Origin of the sequence: Nitrospira sp., from assembly GCA_035968315.1 — a bacterium.
GTDB lineage: Bacteria > Nitrospirota > Nitrospiria > Nitrospirales > Nitrospiraceae > Nitrospira_D.
Genome location: JAVYIN010000001.1, coordinates 33128 through 51738 on the forward strand (window position 1 = coordinate 33128; position 18611 = coordinate 51738).

Sequence of the window (18611 nt, forward strand, 5' to 3'; positions counted from 1 at the left end):
TCCTATCGCGGAACGGTTCCGTCCAGATAGGGAGCCAGGGCGATGGCCCGTCCGGACTCCGCCGCATCGTAGGCGGCCAGGGTCAAGGCCAGAGTGGCCTTGTGATCCGCCGCAGTTCCTGCCGGCGCCACGCCCTTCTCGATCGCGGACAGGAAGTGTCCGACCTGGACTGCGGTGGCGGACGCAAAGGGATTCATCCCATCCGTACCGATCACTGTCGCCCGTTCAGCCTGTTGCAGCACCGCTTGCCCGCCTTGCACAACATGCATCCCCATAAACGGCTTCCGCTGGCGCGTATGCATCCCGACCTCGAACCGCAGCTCCCCGCCGATGGAGGTATGAATGGCCGCATGTTCCCCGTCGAGCCGCATCTCCAAATACCGCTCGGGGCCTTTGCTCAACCGGTCCAGGAGAATGGAGGCGGCCCGGCCATCCGGGAATTCCATCGCCATGATATTGAGCGATTCGGTGGTGGAGCCGGGGATCGGCCTGGGCATATGCGCCCACAAGGTGGACGGCGTCGCGTCAAAAAAGTAGCGAACCAGTTCAAAGACATGCACGCCGAATTCGAAACATAACCGGCGCTTCATGCTGGCGCGCCACCCGGCTTCCGTGTCGGCGGTGGGCCGGAACGTTTGCCAGGCGTGCAAGAACAGCAGCCGGCCAAACTCCGGTGAACCGATCCGTTTCTTGGCGGCCTGGTACATCTTCATATTCGGGAATTGGCTATTCACGACGACCGACCGTTGCGCGCGGGCCGAGGCCCGGATAATCTCGTCGGCATGAGTGAGGCTTTCCGCCAGGGGTTTTTCGCAAAACACGTGACACCCCCGCGCAAGCGCATCAAGACATTGGCTGTGGTGCAGAAACGGCGGGGTGCAGATGCTCACCATATCGGGCTTCGTCTTGTCGAGCATCTCTTCCGGGCTCTCATAGATCGCCTGGAACGCACCGCTCTGTTCCATCGACGCCCGGGCCGCAGGATCGACATCGCACCCGCCTACGAGGGTCAGGCGATCCTTGAGCCGGCGATAGGCCGGGAGATGGATATTTTTCGTGACCGCGCCCAACCCGATGACAGCAAGCCGCACCATCAGAACCCTCCACTGGAATATGAGACAGGCTGCGCCCGCCTATCAGGGATTACCACGCGCCTGACCGTACTTTGTGAGAAAAGCTCATCAAGGCAACCCTATCTTTGGCGCTCAGAAATAAGAACAACCCGACAAGCGCACCCAGCGCCACCGCGGCCTTGGACAAAAGCATGGGATACTGCCACCCATCGTACTGTCTAAAAATGCCGCCGAGCACGACCGTCACCAGCAGGCTATACCCCATCAGCCATACCAGCCGGGCGGGCAATACAAATCCGTGCCAACGCTTAAGCCGGACAAAGGTGCCGAGCGTGACCAACGCACTGGCTGCCACGAACCCTGAGGCAGCTCCGATCACTCCGTACTGCGGCACCAGCACGACGGCGGAACAGGCGGCCAGGATGCTTCCCAGACAGGACAGGGTTGTAAACGAAACCATGTCATCCAATCCGATCAAGAGCGCCTGATAGATACCGGCGTACATTGTAAAGGTTTGCCACAGCATGAAGAGAAACATATATTGCGCCGCGACCAGGAATTTCGGCGAGAACGCGAGGGCCAGCAAGACATGCGGGAACAGGAGCGCGGGTATGGACACAACCGTCACAATCATGGCCATCTGCTTTTGAAACTCCACGGCAACGTGAAACTTCTCTTCCTTGGGTCCGGCCCGATTCACCCTCGGAGTGAAAAATAAACCGTTGAGCGGCGTCAGAACCGCGCTCATGAGCAGCGCCACTGCCATGCCAGCCTGGAGAAACCCCGCCTCGGCCTCGCCATAAGTCTCAAGAACGGCATACCTCGTCACCAACAACGCCCCGGTAGACATGATCGCGCCGAGATAAAATAAAAAGCTGAAGGACACGACATTGCCCATCCGGCGGAAACCAGCCACGATGCCCACCTTGCAGTCGGCAATCGACAAGCCCAACGTGCGCCGAAGATATTCGACCACCACGACGGCCAAGACCGTGATGGTGCACACACTGGCGACATAGAGCCCGGTGATGCCTCCGGCCAGGAGGCCGAGCGTGCCGGCCACCGCCATGGCGATGCCCGTGAACACGATTAAACGCGCCGATCCGGTAGACTGTTGGGCCGCCGCCAGCACATTGGGAAACAAGCCGGCCAAGGCCGTGGCGGGAATCCCCAAAAGGCCCAGCACGAGCAGGGTCTGATACGGAACAATTTTGGCGGGAAACAGATCCGCGCGGAACAATACGACGCCGGCGGCCACCAATGCACCGACCGTGCTGAGAAACAGCAGGACTTTCAAAAATACGACATAGCCATCGCGAAAGGCTTCACCTCCCTCGCTATGGGCTTTGGAAAGAAACTTCACCGCGGCAAAGGGAAGGCTGAGCGTGCAGACATGGGTCACGAACTGAATGGTTTGATCGATGCTGCTGATAATACCAATGCCTTCGGGGCCCACCCACAGGGCAAGGACCTTCGTTCTGGCGATGTTCACCAGCATGCCAAGGATTTGCAACCCGCCTATCCCGAGAAGTATTCCAAACATCGGCTCCCCATCCTATGCGGTCCCAGACGGCACCGCGCCCGCGAGATTACAGGGCGACCCCGGTGTCTTCGCGAATAATCGTTCTGAAGATATCCGCGAACGCCTCTTTGCTGAACGGCCTGAACTGCGGAGAGCTGAGAAAATCCCGCGCATTCTGCCGATAGGCGCGAATGGCCTGGCCGTCGAGCGATTTCAGAAACGCGCGGAGGTCCGGATAATTCGAGAATTGCCGCATGTCGATGAAACATTCGGCGGGAATACGGTCGGTGATATTCGGCGCGCCCCAATAAATGGGGACGGTGCCGGCAAAGAAGCAATCGAAGATCTTCTCGGTGATCCATCCTGTGAGAATCATGTTTTCGAAGCAGAGCGCAAACGTGTACTGGCTGAGCGCCTCGGCTTTCGTATTGGCGCGCCCCCGGTAGACTCGGCGGGCCGCTTCGAGCAATGGATCGGGACGTATCCGATGCCAGCGGCGAACGATCTCGCGCTGAATCCGGCGCACGGTCGCCGGCACCCAGGTCTTTCCCACACGGCTCGACGGGTCATTCCAGCCCGGCCCGTATAACTCGATGTCGTTCGTACGGGAGAAGTACTCGACCGCCTTTTGACGCTCGGTATAGAGTTCATTCACATAGAGCCGGGGCAACTTATTCGAATTGATCATCACCATGAACTTATGCCTGGGCTGATCCCACACGGCCTCGTGAACCCGGTCAAACGACTGCGGCCAGCACATCGATTCCAGCCTGAGCCGGCTCCCGACAAATGGCGCCAACGAATCGCTGTCGCTCCAGGAATAAATACGCTTAAACTCGCACTGTACGCCGTTCAAGCCTCGGTACAACGACGGCTCCACAATCGGACATTCCATGGCAAAGAACGCGCTGGCCACCGTATCCGATCGCTTCACGATTCGCGGATAGTTTTCCAGTTGCCCCATGGACACATAGACATTGCGGCCCGCCGAGGGAGGCGCCTCAAGCAGATAGTCCGCGGTGCGCACCGCAATGCCTTGCGATGCGAGCTGGGCTCTCAAGTGGACGTACGGGGCATTCATTTGATCGCCGTTCGGGCGGCCATCCTCAAGTTCGAACAGCCGATCACGCAAAAAGTGATGCGAGGGGGGATCGATGTAGAGCATAATGTTCGTAGCCTTATTCGACATGGGTATGAGATTCCTTTCGAAAGGACAACTCGGCCGCTATCCTCTTATGCCCACTTGGCCAGCCAATGTTTCAAGACATACAGGCTGTGAATCTGGGCGGTCCCATCGGCCCCTCGCGACACTCCTGCCAGAAGATCGGCCATCAACTGCGCGCTGTCAAGGATATGATCCACGGGATTCTCGCTTGGACCGCGTCCAAACAATTGGCCTAGGTCGCCATCCATCCATCGTTTCAACGGCATGGCAAACCCCTGCTTGGGCCGATAGAGCACGGAATCCGGCAGCCACGCTCGCAACGCCGACTTCAACACGGACTTGGCTTGATGCCGATCAGCCAATAGATGCGGAGGAATCTTGGCCGCCAAGGCCACGAGGTCCCGATGGAGATACACAGGCCGCACCTCCAGAGAGACCGCCATGCTGGCCCGATCGACCTTGACCAAAATATCTCCCGCCAAAGTCATTTTCAGATCGACATACCGCATCGCATTGATGAGGCCCACACGTTCGGGAGAAGCCTTGAGGAGCAACGGGCGAATCGTCTCGGCCGGCGCATAGTGTTTAAGCGCCTGGGCCAGCGGGCCGCGCGCCACAGACCGCAGCCTGTTCAGCGGCATTCCTGTTGTCAGCATATCGGTCATCATATCGGCCGTATCCATGCCGTACTGCGCCAAGGTGCGATGCCATCTGTTCGCCTCAGGAACGAGTGCATGGGCCCCATGAAAGAGCCGGCGTGCCACCGGCCGAGGAACGAACCGCTCAATATCCTGCCGCATGCCCAACCGCTGATATTTCACGTAGCCCGCGAACATTTCATCCCCTCCGTCGCCTGACAGCGCGACCGTGATAGACTTTCTGGCCTCGCGACAGAGATAGAAGGTCGGCAAATAGGAATAGTCGTTGAACGGCTCATCGTAATGCCACAACAGACGGTCGAACACGGACGCCACATCTTCGGCCTGAACGGTCCGCTCGTGATGCACGGTTCCGTAGAGTTGAGCCACGGCCTTCGCCCAGGGCCGCTCGTCGTAACCATCCTCCTGAAAGCCGATCGTATACGTATTCACACAGGTGCCCGCTTTGCCGAGGGCGGCAATGACCGACGACGAATCGACGCCGCCGCTTAAAAACGCGCCGAGCGGCACATCGGATATGGTCATTTCCTTGCTGGCGGACTGAAGCGTTTCTAATATTTTAGGCTCCCAGCGGGCCACTGAATGATCGGGCGCATACTCAACATCCCAATAGGCGGCAGGAGCCTGTACCAGCGTGACGGTTCCGGATCGGAACCCTGCGGTCATGCAATGGCCGGGAGGAAGTTTATAGCACCCTTCCCATATGCTCTTGGGATCGGCGACAAATCCGAAGGTCAAGAAATCGACTAGCGCCGGATAATGAATCCGCTTGCGAAATCCAGGCCACTGGGTCAGCGCTTTCAATTCTGAGGAGAAGATGAAACATCCGTCGAGTACCGCATAGTAGAACGGCTTTTCCCCCACCCGATCGCGGGCGCAGAACAGCTGTCGTTCCGTGCGATCCCAAATAGCGAAGGCAAACATGCCGGATAGCTTGTCCACACACTGCTGCCCCCAATAGCGAAACGCCTCGATCAGCACTTCCGTATCGGAGGTGGTTCGAAAATCTACACCTCGCCCGGTCAACTCTTCACGGACGCTCCGATAGTTGTAGATTTCGCCGTTGAACGTGACGATGTACCGTCCGTCACCGGATACAAAGGGCTGATTGGCCTCCGGAGAGAGATCCACAATGGCCAGCCGCCGATGTCCGAGACAGACGAGCGCGTCCGGTGACAGCCAGATGCCGGCGGCATCCGGCCCGCGGTGGATCATGGAGTCGCGCATCACCTCAATGTGTTTCCGTTCAACGGGAGCGGACGACACCACTCCGACTATGCCGCACATCGCTCCGTCCCCTTTTGGCTTGATCGACTCCCGAGTGCCAGCGCCGATAACTCCACTCTGCGATGAATCCGATTCTCGGCATGCGCGCCAGCATCTGCATCGCCAGATACAACAACATCAACCGCCCACGCTGGATCTGGTGCCCGACAAGAATCCGGCAGGCCCGCACCTGCCTCAACATGTTCCGTGCCGCTGCGCGCTGGTCAAGGATGTAATGATTGACCGACACCATCAACAGATCTTCAGCCCGGTGCGCCTCATACTCGGCCAAGGCACGGGACGTTGCCAGCGCCTTGCCTCCATCCGCAAGATAGCGGTCCATAATCATGAAGAAATTCTCCGCCTTCTGGCGGAGATGCCGGTATCTCGACGACATGGCGGAATGGCCGCGCCGATAACGAAAGAGATACTCATCGACGACGACCAGCGGATATTTCCTGGCGATCCGAAGATACATTTCCAGATCTGCCGTATTATGAAACTGGTCCTGCCGATAGGTGCCGACATCCCGGTACACCGATGCGCGCACGAGGCAACTGGGACAACGCAAAAAGTGATTTTTGTACGTCAACAGCGCATTGAAAACGACCGGGTAACTGAGCGGATGCCCCCCTTGCACTTCCCTGGGTATCTGTAGCCTGCCGACCTCATGCCCCTCCAAATCGATGAAGATATCCTTGCAAAAGGCTGCGCCAGCCTCGGGATACCGCTCCAGCGCTGCGACTTCTTTTTCCACGATACACGGGTCGTAGACATCGTCCGCATGATAGATGGCAATGTACTCACCGTGCGCGGCGGCGATCGCCTCATTATCGTTCACGTATTGCCCGCGATTCTCCGGAATCCGGCGATACCGAACCCTGTCGCCATACGACGCGATAATCTCCGGCGTCCGGTCGGTCGACGCATCATCGAGCACAACGATTTCTATTCGGGGATAAGTCTGAGCCAGGATCGAGTCGAGACTCTCTCGCAAATAGTCTTCGCCGTTGAAGACCGGCACGATAATCGACACCAGCGGCGCTGTCGAACTCCCGCCTGTCATGACCTCTTCGTTTCTCGCCTGTACCAATCTACCGTTCAGTGAGCAGCACGCCCAAACGGGCCGCCACATCCTGCACGGAGTGGGTTTCGTAGTACCACTTGATGGTTCGCCGCAGTCCTTCTTCGAATTTCATCCCCGGCTCCCACTTGAGGACCGCGCGTGTGTTCGTCAAGTCGGCGGCCCGGCTATACACACCGACTGGCTTGGTTGTATCGAAATGAATCTTCTTGGGAGTAAAGCCCGTTTGGGCAAACATCATGTTTGCCGCATCGATGATCTTCACATGCTCGGCCGTCCCGATATTCACCGGGGAGGCATCCTCTACTTTTTCAGCGGCCAGAATCATTCCGTCGACAATATCGCCCACATAGGTAAAGTTGCGATCTTGCTGTCCATCACCCCAGATTTCGTACGGATCCATCCTGATAAACGCCTTCGCGATCAATGCAATGACGGCATGGCTCTCGTTTTCCCGCTCTCCATACACCGTGAACAACCGGCAGGATACGGACTTGAGTCCATACTGCTTCCAATAGGCCTGCAGAGTCATTTCCCCCATGAGCTTCGCCCAGCCATATTCTCCATCAGAGCTGGCGCAACCCTCCTTGAACGGATTCGCCCATTCCTCCTTCAGATAGACCGTATTCCCGGCCACCGGCTTCACCTGGCGCTGGACCGGATATACACAAGCCGAACTGGCGAAGCACACCTTGTCGACTTTTGCTCGCCAGGCTTCATCGAAAACAATCCCGTCGAGAACAAGATTCGACGCGCAGTCTGCAGGGTGGGTATCGATAAACCCCCGGCCTCCATGGCAGGCCGCAAGATGGAAGACCACCTGCATCCCTTCCATGCTTTTCTTCGTGAAATCGCGGTCTCGCAGATCCCCTTTCAGAAACTCGATCCGGCCGATGCTGTCCTTCAAGTTTTCCAGCCGGCCGCTGGACAAATCGTCGGCAACCCGCACCGCCGCGCCCAGGCTCACCAGCTTGTCCACCAAATGGCTCCCGATAAAAGACGCGCCGCCTGTAACCAATACCGGCTTCTTGCTCCAATAACTCATCACCTACCTCCTCTTAGAAATATCAGCCCTGATCTTCTTTAACGGCCTCGCGATCCAAGATATGCCTCGTTTCCCTGGCCACAGCCTCCCAGGAAAAACGCTCGGCTCGCTCACGGCCCTGTTCGGAATACCCGTAACGAGGCACAACCGCTAACACATATGCATGTGCAAGCACTCCTCGAGAATCGCACGAAATGTTCGCGGAACATACTCAAGCGTCCGACCGGCTTTCTCCGAACTATAATAATGGTACCGACTCGCACAGTAGTGAGTGACGTGCGTGATATACGGTCGGCGTCCTCGCAAGCGCCCCCATGGCTCCAGAATCATCGCGGCCAATGCCGTCACGAATGGCGAAACAGGCACAAACGTTCGGCGAAGGCCCATAGCGGCGGCCGTTAGCTCCGCCAAACTCCGCAGCGTGATATTGTCACCGCCGAGAATGTATCGCTGCCCGCTGGAACCACGGCGCAGTGCCGCTTGGATCCCGCTTACGACATCTTCTACATGCACCACACATATACCGCCTGTAAAATAGGGGACAACTCTCGTTCTCCGTACTTTCTGAAACATATCCGATCCACGATAGCTCTTGCCGTTTGGCCCAAAAATTGAGGCTGGATTGACGATTACGGCATCGAGCCCTCGCTCAACCTCACCGAGAACGATTTGTTCGGCCTTACGCTTGGAGAAGTGATAGGGCAACTCCTTGCCGTCCAAATTAAATGAAAATTCTTCATTCGCGGGATGATCCGGCGAATCGGGAATGCCGACCGCCGCCACGGAACTCACGTGAAGAAGTCGCTTCACCCCTTCTTGCCGACACAACTGCGCCACATTCCGCGTCCCCTCGACATTGACCTGCTCCAACGACACTTGATCTCGCCCCCAATAGCTGAGATTGGCGGCTGCATGGATAACCCAATCACAGCCGCGAATCGCCTTACCGACGCTTGCTCGGTCGGTCACATCACCCGTGACTCGTTCTACAGGACAATCTTCAGAATAGGCCTGTGGAGAGGTGGGTCTTATGAGAATGCGAACGCAATGGCCTTCCGCTACTAGCCGGGGAACCAAATGTGTTCCCAAAAACCCTGTCGCTCCAGTAACCAAAACTTTCATGTGACCGCGCTTCCCCCTCTGCGAGCCAACCACTTACCCTATTTGCAGCCGGAAACTGAGTGACGTTACAACCCCAACCGCCCCAGCGCAAACAGCATTCTGGCGATCCCGTTTGTGACCACGTCGGCGCCCGCGCGCGCTGTCCGATAGAAGATCCCAGGACGATTCGCGTCCTTGAGAATTCCAAATCGATTAATCAAGTAGCGCTCGAAGAACTTGGCGAGATGGTGGAGCCTCTCCACCTCGCGCTTGGAAAGGTTTTCATTCCCAACCGTGGCTTCATGGCTATTGATGTAGGCATACTCCGTTGAGGTAACGAGCCCCTGGCTCACGGCCCATTCACGGAGCTTTGTGCCGATAAAGGGGGTGGCAGCCGTGAACTGAACCCAATTGGCCCGCAACTGAATGGCGAATTCGATCGTGTTCAAAATCGTCTCCCGTGTATCTCCAGGAAGGCCGATAATGAAGAAGCAAAATGTCTTGATGCCGTACTGCCGGCATATTGCCGTCATCGCGATGATCTCTTCCTTTGGAATCGGCTTTCGCCCTACGCCGGACTGGATTTCGACTTCAACGCTTTCCACGCCGAAATTAATTCCGTCGCACCCTGCAGCCGCCATGGCTTTTACGGTTTCCTCGTCCAGGCAATCCGGACGGGTTTCGCATTTCCACTTCAGCCGGAGATTCCGCCGCTGTATCTCGGCGCAGATTTCCCGCACTCGCCCTTCTTTCATCGAGAACATCGGATCGCGAAAGAGGATGTACTGAATTCCCAGGTCTTTCACGAGATGCTCAATCTCATCCACCACGTTCTGCGGCGAACGATACCGCCAGGGAAGTCCCTGCGAGACGGGATAGGGACAATAGTGACATCCGAACGGACACCCCCGCGACGTCACCATTGGCAAAAACGGCACGGCGGCAGTCGTGGAAGATTTAGGAAGGGTATACCGCCGATAGGGCAGCAACTCCCACTTCGGGAATGGAAGATCATCGAGCTTCTTCATGAACTGCCGCGGGTGAGATTCAACCCACGCATGTTTGTCGCGATATGACAGCCCCAGGATGTTCGCTTCGGGCATCCCCGTGGCCATTTCATAAACCGTTTCGTCAGGCTCGCCTTGAATGAGATAGTCCAGCCACGACTCCTGCTGAAGGCGCACCAACACGTGTGGAACCACAGGTCCATACACGGCCATCGACGCCGCAGGGACAGCATGCTTTATCGCGCCGCAAACCGAAAGCTCCCAGTCCAAAGCCGGCGCCGACACTCGCGCAACAACCAGCACGGGTCCGGACACGCTCGATCGAGCGATTTCCATGACCCTCCGCACCACATCTTCTTGCGCCAGACTTAGCCCCTGAGATTCAAGCACTTCGATCGGCACGCTCTTCTCAGCCAGATAGCTTACGAGATAAGGATAATCCAATGGAGGCATGGTGGGAGCCCCGATCGGAAATAACTGCCCGAATCCTCCCATTGAGTCACGATTGGCGACATAACCGGGAGGGTCTGGAGGATTTAAGATTATGACCTTAGAAAACCGCATCGTCTTCGCCGTTACTTGAGGCGACATCATTACAAGATTCATCGGTCGCCCTCTCGATCATCGCCATCAATAGGACGGCAACTGAGTTGATAGATCATGGACGTCTTCCTTCTCAGCTCTTGCCCACACGACTGAGAACATCCATGGTTTGACGTGCAATCGAGGCCCATCCGAAATCCTGCGCACGGCGGGGACCATCCTGCCGCATCTTGGCTTGCAGATCAGCCGAACCCAACACAGCATCCATCGCTTTCACCAGCTCGTCCTTACTGCCATCCGGCGCCAAATACGCCGTTCCTGCGGCAAACTCTAGGAAAGACGAATTCTGCAAGGTAATCGTCGGCACTCCGCAGGCCATTGCTTCCAGAACCGGGATGCCGAATCCCTCATAGGAGGATGGATAGATAAACAAGCCCGCGGCATTGTATATGTTCACGAGATCTTCGTGAGATGCGAACGCTTGATGGATCACATCCTTTTCCACGCCATACTGCTTCGCTAAACGTGAGACATTGTGCCCCACACTATCTGGTCCGACCAGCAGCAAGCCATGAGGGATCCCTCGTGTTCGCTTCAGCTCAGCAAAGGCACTCACGAGTTCTGGGATGTTGCGCCGAGCGGAGAGCTTGCCCACAAAAAGAATATACGGTCGGTCAGGGCCAAAATACCGCTCACGGGTCGACGCAATGATATCGCGGTCCAGAATCGGCCTAAACAATGGATCCACCCCCAAATAGATCACCCGAATCTTTTCCGGTGGAATCTTATAAAAACTCGCAATATCCCTCTTGGAAGATTCAGACACGGTAATGATCACATCCGCCCGTTGCGCACTGAACTGATAGAGCAGCCGGCTCTTCCACCGCTCAACGAGCGGGAAAGCCGAGGGCATCGCTTCATACGAGCCTAAATGCGTCAGTACAATTTTCCCCCGGCTGAGTATTGGCGCCACGTAACTCGGGCAAAAGAGCAGGCCGTGTTGTCGTTGAAGCTTTGCCAACACAATCTGTTCCCAATAGCCATGAGAAAACCTCGTCGGAACGATTCGATGCTCGATGGTGGGATATTTACCCAGATCGAGATCAATCGCTTCCGGTGTATAGACGACGATTCGAGAAAATGGATGCGACATCGCACCCCAATGAGACAACAAATACTCTATATATCGGCCAACGCCATATCGTTTCCCAACGAGGCGAAGTCCGTTGACCGCTAATTCCATACGCTCGTCACTCCCAAAAGAAATCCTAACAACTAACTGACGCCCGCCTCCCGTTGAAGGCAGCGCCTTGAAGTTGAGTCGCACTCCCTAAGGCTTCACCATACAGTTCAACCGTTTGGGCCGCCACTCGCTCCCAGGAAAATCGCTCCATCGCATAGGCTCGAAGCCGCTCAGGCTTGAATTGATCTCGGCGACACAGCATCGTTTCCATCGCCCGAGAAAGTTCATGCTCGTCCTCTGGCGACACAAGCATGCCAACGTCATCGGTCACGACATCCTCCGGCCCCCCGCATCGAGTCGCAATGACCGGAGTGCCGCACGCAAGCGCCTCCACTAACACCGCGCCGAAACTCTCACCACGGCTCGGCAGGACAAGAACCGCGCTTTCCCTCATATACCTGGCAACCTCGTGAGAGGTCTTGTAGCCCACGAACTTTACACACCCATCGAGAGCGAGTTCCTTGGCCAGCTGACGTAACTGCCGCTCTTGCCGGTTCGTGTTCCTGTAAAAGCTTCCTCCGACCAACACCAATTGAGCCTGCGGATTCACTTTTAACAGGTGGCTCATGGCTCGCAATAAAACATCGACGCCTTTATTGTGATTCAGAAACCCGACATAAAGAATTTGGTTCGGGTTAGGCCTGCTATTCGAAGACGGCCTGAACATCGCTCCATCTACGCCGACCGGAATCGTTTTGATATGTTCAGAAGTTCCTGTGAAGTACTCGATGCTTGCCTTCACGGAACGGCTGACGGCGATATGAAATGTACTATTCTGAACCGCCCAGATAGCCTGACGCCTGACCAGTCGAGAATTCTCCATACGATGAGGGCGCCACAACGCATGCTCGGTAATAACCACTGGAACGCCGTATCGCCGGCCTAACAACGCCGCAACCACTCCGTCCGGATAAGTAAAATGCGCATGAATAAGATCAAAAGGAAAAGCTTCACGAAGCTTCGCAACTTGCGACTTGATGGCCAGGTAATACATGGCCGCCTCTGTGCATTGAAACAGCATGCCTGGGCCAACCAAGAAACGCGGATGAAAAACCGACATGTTACTATCCGAGTCCGACATCTTCGGAATCTTCCGAAAGCGATGGTAGTACTCTGGAACCGGCAGTGGGGGCACATACGGCACAGGCGATATTACCGAAAAGTCGCATTGTGCTGCGCACTGATGCACAAGACGCTTCACCCAGAGCCCTAAACCGTCAAGGACATCATTCGGATAATTCCGAGACAGCACGAGGATCTTTGGCCTGCCAGCGTCTTGCATCGTTATCAATTCTCACTATGGTCATACGTCTGCAGGGAATGCCTCGTTACCCGAACGCCCATAGCCTGCAGTGCCCCGACAAGAAGAATTGCCATCGCAAAGAGAAGAACAAAGCTCGCCATTCTCTTTTCGAGGAACTGGTACACCGCCCCGTGCAGCACGATTAGAGCAAATCCGGCATAATTCCATCGTTGCCACCATTTCCATCGCTGAGGCCCAAGACGCTTCACCGCTGCATCGCGTGACAAGCTCAGCAAGAGACCCAGCACGAGGGCAACTCCCAGGCCAGTGTAGTTGGCCAACCCGAACAGATCGTATCGAAAGGGAATCAGGTGACTCTCTTCACGCGGATAGAGGAAGTAAATCCAGAACCGCCCGGCCATATGAACTTGCAAGCCCACCACCGTATGCACGAGCCCCACGATGCCGCCCCAAATACCGATGTCTCGGCGCAAGGACGTATTCACAGGGTTGGGACGCCCTCTCAGCACATTCAGGGGGCCTATGATGAGCGAGAGTCCGATCAGCGCCAATCCGACATAGGCCGTCGCCATGCTCAATCGAAAGGTGGAGTCTTTGGCGTCCACCGCAAAAAATACCGCGGCCGTCAGCACGCCGCTGATGGCCGCAATACCGAGCTGCTGCATCGCTCTCTTGTTCATGACGACCGTCCCCTTGCCATTCGGCCAACGATTTCGAGGTTCAGCGCAACGATGTCATGCACGACAACCGGACACCAGCAAGGCCCCGGTCGGGTAGACCAATTCCCCTCCGCGAGACAGCACCTCACGGCACGTCGCGTCAAATTCCTGCCGGACACGCGACCGAATCTCCGGAGAGGCGTCGGCAAGACGTTTTCTTGACAATGAAGAGAAGGTCGTTTGCAGATCCCAAAACTCTTCGGGCGTTTCCACGACCGTCTGCTGTCCGTGCCATTCCGAGCGAATGTCGTGGAACCCGGCGGCTCGAATCAATGCCGGCACTGATTGCTGCATACGCCCATGTTCATGTGTCCAGCCAGCTTCTTCGTTCCTTTGGGAAGCAGGGACATAGGCTTCGACCAATCCATCGAGAAACTCACAGGCCACGAGTTGCTTCCCCTGAAAGCGGCGCACAATCTGCGGCACGAGCTTTACCCGATGAACCAAGCCCACGCCGGAAAACCATGGCGCGCTGCTCCCGACCGCAACAACCAGCCGCCCCCCGGGACGGAGTACCCGATGCATTTCCTTTAACGCCGCATCGGGATGAGGGAAATGCCGCAGGGCAAACAGGGACAGCACTCTATCGAACGAACCGTCCGGGCAGTCCAACAACTCCGCATCCATTTTCCGAAACTCCACGCGATCCGCAACCCCTTGGTCTGCCGCGCTTCGCCTCGCGACCTCTAGCATACCGTCTGACAAGTCAATCCCGACCACCTTGCCAAAGGCACCCATCACCGCAGCCGCACGAAATGCGACAATTCCCGTTCCAGTACCGACGTCCAGGACGCAGTGATCCGACGCGAGTTCAGCGGATGCGACAAGGCGAGCCGCCATCGGAGCGGACAGCCGGCTTACCAGCCGGTCAAACTGCTGCGCAACCTGGTTGTAACTCGCCGCATCTTGGATTTTGAACTCAGCATGGCCGGAATTGATGGTGGTCATCGTAGATCTCTCTGCACGTGTGAGCCTAAATATCTTCGGCCAGCCGGATCACGCTGCGGTCCCGATGGCTTCGATACACCGCGTTCGCGATTTCCACCGCTCTGTAACCGGCCAGGCCATCCGCGATCGCACTCGGCTCCCCCCGTGTCAGACGAAGAAAATCCGTGAACTCCTGTGTAAACATACGGATAACCGACGACTGCCAGCCGGTAAACTTTTCCCGCAGCATGGTCATCGGATACAGGCGGACTGTCCGTTTCCGGCGTCCGCCCGGCTTGTCCTGCGTAATGAGAAGATTCATCATCGGCGCATAGTAGGCACGCACCATGCCCTTGGTCCCGTAGGCCTCCAGAAAAAACCGGTACCCCTTCCACTCCGTCCAGGTCGCCTGCAACACGGCATATTTCCCCTGGGGATTTCGCAGCAGCGCAATCCCGTTGTCCTCCGAGGCACCCAAGTTCCACACCCGATTCGACGTGAATCCGTAGACCTCTTCAACCTCACCCAACACATACCGAGTGAGGTCGATGATATGAATGCCCACATCCATCAATGCGCCGCCGCCGATGACGTTCTTGTCGTATTCCCATGGGTTCCGAAATTCTGAAAGGCCGGTGTGCCCGGCAAAAGCACGGACGTGATCCAACTCTCCGATGAGCCCCGAGTCGATCGCCTGTTTAAGGTATTGGATTTGCGGAAAGTACCGATGGTTAAATCCGGTCGCAAGTACCCGCCCGCTCGCCCTCGAGGCGGCCACCATGCGCCGGCAAGCCTCTACCGTGTTGGCCAGCGGTTTTTCGCAGAGGACATGTTTCCCGGCTTTGAGGGCGCTGATGACGATATCCTCGTGAAACTGCGGGGGAGTCGAAACAATGACGGCATCCAGATCAGCCAGCGCGAGCATCGCGTTGACATCTTGAGCAATCTTGACGTCCGATGATGGCGCCATGGCGCGCGCGCGCGCCGGATCGACATCAGTAATGGCCGACAACGCACACCCCTCGGCTTGCGCCAGCGCTTTGGCCCGAAGCTGCCCGATACAGCCGGCCCCAATCAGTCCGAACTTCATGGGCGTGCTCATCCTTTCGGGTTTCTGTATTGGACGAGTTTATTGTAAATACTGCCGATCGCGGCCCCTGCCAGGGTGCCACAGGCAAACCCATACGCAAATCCGATCAGACTGCCGACAAAGGACACGGAATAGCCGAGGAAAAACTGGCTCAGCAACTGCAGATGAGGCCCGATCAGGACATGCCCTCCCTCGGATATCTGCCCGCCTTTGAGCACAAGCCAGTTGGTGGCAATGAAGATGGTCGATCCGGCCAACAGGCCCAGCACGAGTCCGAACATTTTGCTATTGATACGAAGTATCGCATTGAACAGCTTTTCATCTTCCGATTGGGTAAATGACGACATACGAAGGCTCCTCTACCCTACAGGGTCAGTAGTGATCCAAAAACTTCTGGAACGACATCATCTCGGCTTCTCGTCTGGCGCGATAAATGACAAGGCCCAGCGAGAAGTTTCGGAGGTAGGCATACAGCCAGCCCCACAGAAAGCCGGTCGCGAACCCATACCCAAATCCCACCAGGGCTCCCAGCCCCGTAACGGTATAGCCGGGGAAAAACTGGTCTAACAGCTGAAGCGTTTGTCCAACGTGCTCTCCGCCTTTGATCACCAGCCACAAGGTAGCCAGCGTCAGGGTCAAGCCCGAGACCGTCCCCAATGCGGTGGCAAATGCCAACTTGTCCATTTTGGCAAACGCAAGCACGAGACGTTCGGTGCCGGAAACCGCCACCGGCTGGGGCACTAAGGGCTGCGTAGTCTCCACGGCCTTCAATTGCGCCTTCCCCTCATCAACCCGGCTTGTCGTTTCCTCATGGTATTCCTGCTCGCCGTTGACCTGCCACAGATCGTGGCGCGCACCCATGATATTTTCAACTGCCAGCATCGCCGTCAACATCGAGTGGTCTTGATTGTTGTACCGATGCATGCCGTTGCGACCGACCACCTGAAAGTTGGCGAACTGATCGAGAAACCCTCTAAGTGTAGTCAGGGCGTCTCGATAATGCGCGTCATAGACCGGATAGGCCTTGGGCATTCTCACGACGGCCCCATCTTCGACATCCGCCGCTTTCGCGATCCCGATGCGTTCGACTTCTCGTTTGGCCAGCTCGATCAAATCCTTATCGCTCATGGACCACAACCCGTCGCCCTCGAAGCAGAAGTACTCAAGCCCCAGACAGGTTTTGCTGGGGTCGGGAACCATATCGGGGCTCCAGTTTTTAAAATTCTGAATCCGGCCGACTTTGACCTGCTCATCATGAATATAGATCCAATTGTCAGGAAAGAGCTGCTCTTGGTTCACAATCAGCGCCACCGTGAGAAAATCGCGATACCGAAGCCGATCGGCCGCATCGCGTATGGGCTCGGGAACCGGCGGATCGAAACGCTGGATCAATTCCCTGATCGGCATGCTGCTGATGTAGTGTGCCCCACGAAGCACCTCTCGGCGGCCACGCACATCGACATCGACACTCACAACCTGATTGCCCTGCCACGAGATCTTCCGGGCCTCGCTTTCCAGCAAGACCTCACTCCCCTCTTTTTTTACTTTATCCGCAACCGCCTCCCACATCATGCCTGGCCCGCGTTTCGGGTAATGAAAGGAGTCGATCAGCGTCTTGACCACAGACTCGCCTGCGCCATTTTGCTTCAGCAAGGCGTTTTTCACCGCGACCAGGAGGGAGAGCCCTTTAATACGCTGCGCGGCCCATTCTGCGGCAATCGTATGCGCCGGCATCCCCCACACTTTCTCGGTATACGTCTTGAAAAATGTGCGGTACAGGCGCTGGCCAAACCGATTGGACACCCACTGCTCAAAATTATCTTCCGGCAGCTGGGGGAAAATCTGCGCCCACACGTAACTGCAGCCGATCGAGATACTGTTCCAGACCCCCAGGCCCAAGAAGGCATTCAGCGGTTTCAGAGGATAGAAGAAAAACTTTCTATTGTAATAAATCCGTGAGAGCCGCGGCCGATGAAGAAACTCCTCGTCGGGCAGAATTTCGCGCCACAGTTTGTCTACCGCCCCAACCTTGGTAAAGAACCGGTGGCCACCGATGTCGAAATGGTAGCCACGATGGTTCACCGTCCGGGAGATGCCACCCAGAATCGAGTCCTTTTCCAAGACAACCGATTTTCGCCCAGCCTTGCAGAGCTGGTAGGCAGCTGTCAGACCAGCCGGCCCGCCACCGATAATGACCACATTTTCATCAGTCTTGCTCATATTGTGCTCTCATACAGTCGAGAATCCACACCGCCACTCCTGCCTTCCTGGTTGCACCATGCTATTCCCTGGCCCAAACGCACCTCCGACATGGGCCTAACGGGGGCTTATTTTTATGTATATCATCGGGATACTGATTCCGATATCCCCCTTCTGAGAACAACCTACTCCTCGAAAGTATGGCCTCTTGAGTCTTCTCACCTCTTGAGTAGCTTACCTGATCCGCCCCCCCCCTTCTCCTTTGCAGAGGAAGGCACAGGAATCATGCTCCCACCGCCAATGGCCGTCCGCCCGCCGTTTGAGAGCCCTCATAAACCCTAAATTCTTAATCTTAAAAACTGCTGGTGCTGGCATTCCCACCTGCAAGCCGGACTACGGTATGGGAACTGGGGTCCTCAATTCACCGACGATAGTACCGGTGCAAACCGATGGGATAACCCTCAGAAAGGACGAACATAGCGGAAGGGTCTATCTCAGCATTAACCGCGCTCCCAACTGAATCATCAACCGCACATGCCTTTCTCCTCAGACTGGGTTCGGACTCCCCTAGAGCCGCCAATACCTAATGCCCGCCGGCACCGTTGCCGGGTCAAAGACACTCTTCACATCGATCAGCACCCCGCCCTGCTGCGCCCGCAACGGCTTCAGCACTTCTTGGAGCCCCATGTCGAGATAGGCCCGAT

The 18611-nt window shown here is 56.5% G+C and carries 15 protein-coding genes; all 15 read right to left on the bottom strand.

From position 1 onward, the window contains the following. Window positions 1–2: 2 nt before the first annotated feature. The 15 genes from RI101_00150 to RI101_00220 all read right to left on the bottom strand — a co-directional run bounded on the left by RI101_00150 (window position 3) and on the right by RI101_00220 (window position 17928). Entirely contained in the window at window positions 3–1094 is a 1092-nt protein-coding gene (locus tag RI101_00150; GenBank protein MEC4888444.1) for a Gfo/Idh/MocA family oxidoreductase, read from the bottom strand. A 49-nt stretch (window positions 1095–1143) separates the two neighbouring features. Further along, window positions 1144–2616: an oligosaccharide flippase family protein gene (locus RI101_00155; GenBank protein ID MEC4888445.1), complete on the bottom strand. Its 1473-nt coding sequence runs from the start codon at window positions 2614–2616 to the stop codon at window positions 1144–1146. A gap of 46 nt (window positions 2617–2662) precedes the next feature. Continuing rightward, window positions 2663–3784: a glycosyltransferase family 10 gene (locus tag RI101_00160; GenBank protein ID MEC4888446.1), complete on the bottom strand. Its 1122-nt coding sequence runs from the start codon at window positions 3782–3784 to the stop codon at window positions 2663–2665. A 44-nt stretch (window positions 3785–3828) separates the two neighbouring features. Beyond that, window positions 3829–5706, bottom strand: coding sequence for an asparagine synthase (glutamine-hydrolyzing) (gene asnB / locus RI101_00165; GenBank protein MEC4888447.1), 1878 nt, complete (start codon window positions 5704–5706; stop codon window positions 3829–3831). Then, the gene (locus RI101_00170) at window positions 5666–6751 is read right to left on the bottom strand and encodes a glycosyltransferase (GenBank protein ID MEC4888448.1); all 1086 of its coding nucleotides are present in this window, start codon (window positions 6749–6751) and stop codon (window positions 5666–5668) included. Before RI101_00170 ends, asnB begins: the two co-directional genes overlap by 41 nt. 28 nt (window positions 6752–6779) lie before the next feature. Continuing rightward, window positions 6780–7814, bottom strand: a complete 1035-nt coding sequence (locus RI101_00175) for an SDR family NAD(P)-dependent oxidoreductase (GenBank protein ID MEC4888449.1) — start codon at window positions 7812–7814, stop codon at window positions 6780–6782. A 150-nt stretch (window positions 7815–7964) separates the two neighbouring features. Then, window positions 7965–8936 (bottom strand): NAD-dependent epimerase/dehydratase family protein, encoded by a 972-nt coding sequence (locus tag RI101_00180; GenBank protein ID MEC4888450.1) that lies wholly within the window; start codon window positions 8934–8936, stop codon window positions 7965–7967. A 65-nt stretch (window positions 8937–9001) separates the two neighbouring features. After that, window positions 9002–10375 carry a radical SAM protein gene (locus RI101_00185; GenBank protein ID MEC4888451.1) on the bottom strand — a complete coding sequence of 458 codons (1374 nt, stop codon included), beginning with the start codon at window positions 10373–10375 and terminating at the stop codon, window positions 9002–9004. 223 nt (window positions 10376–10598) lie between these two features. After that, complete coding sequence (locus RI101_00190; GenBank protein ID MEC4888452.1) at window positions 10599–11708, bottom strand: glycosyltransferase family 1 protein; 1110 nt, start codon at window positions 11706–11708, stop codon at window positions 10599–10601. Window positions 11709–11733: 25 nt separating this feature from the next. Further along, complete coding sequence (locus RI101_00195; GenBank protein ID MEC4888453.1) at window positions 11734–12990, bottom strand: glycosyltransferase; 1257 nt, start codon at window positions 12988–12990, stop codon at window positions 11734–11736. Window positions 12991–12995: 5 nt separating this feature from the next. After that, a complete protein-coding gene (locus RI101_00200) occupies window positions 12996–13652 on the bottom strand; it encodes a hypothetical protein (protein ID MEC4888454.1) in 657 nt (218 codons plus the stop codon). A gap of 54 nt (window positions 13653–13706) precedes the next feature. Beyond that, entirely contained in the window at window positions 13707–14639 is a 933-nt protein-coding gene (locus RI101_00205; protein MEC4888455.1) for a methyltransferase domain-containing protein, read from the bottom strand. A 25-nt stretch (window positions 14640–14664) separates the two neighbouring features. Continuing rightward, window positions 14665–15708: a Gfo/Idh/MocA family oxidoreductase gene (locus RI101_00210; protein ID MEC4888456.1), complete on the bottom strand. Its 1044-nt coding sequence runs from the start codon at window positions 15706–15708 to the stop codon at window positions 14665–14667. Between the two features lie 8 nt (window positions 15709–15716). Then, entirely contained in the window at window positions 15717–16055 is a 339-nt protein-coding gene (locus tag RI101_00215; protein ID MEC4888457.1) for a hypothetical protein, read from the bottom strand. Window positions 16056–16080: 25 nt separating this feature from the next. After that, the gene (locus tag RI101_00220) at window positions 16081–17928 is read right to left on the bottom strand and encodes an NAD(P)/FAD-dependent oxidoreductase (protein MEC4888458.1); all 1848 of its coding nucleotides are present in this window, start codon (window positions 17926–17928) and stop codon (window positions 16081–16083) included. Between the last annotated feature and the right edge of the window lie 683 nt (window positions 17929–18611).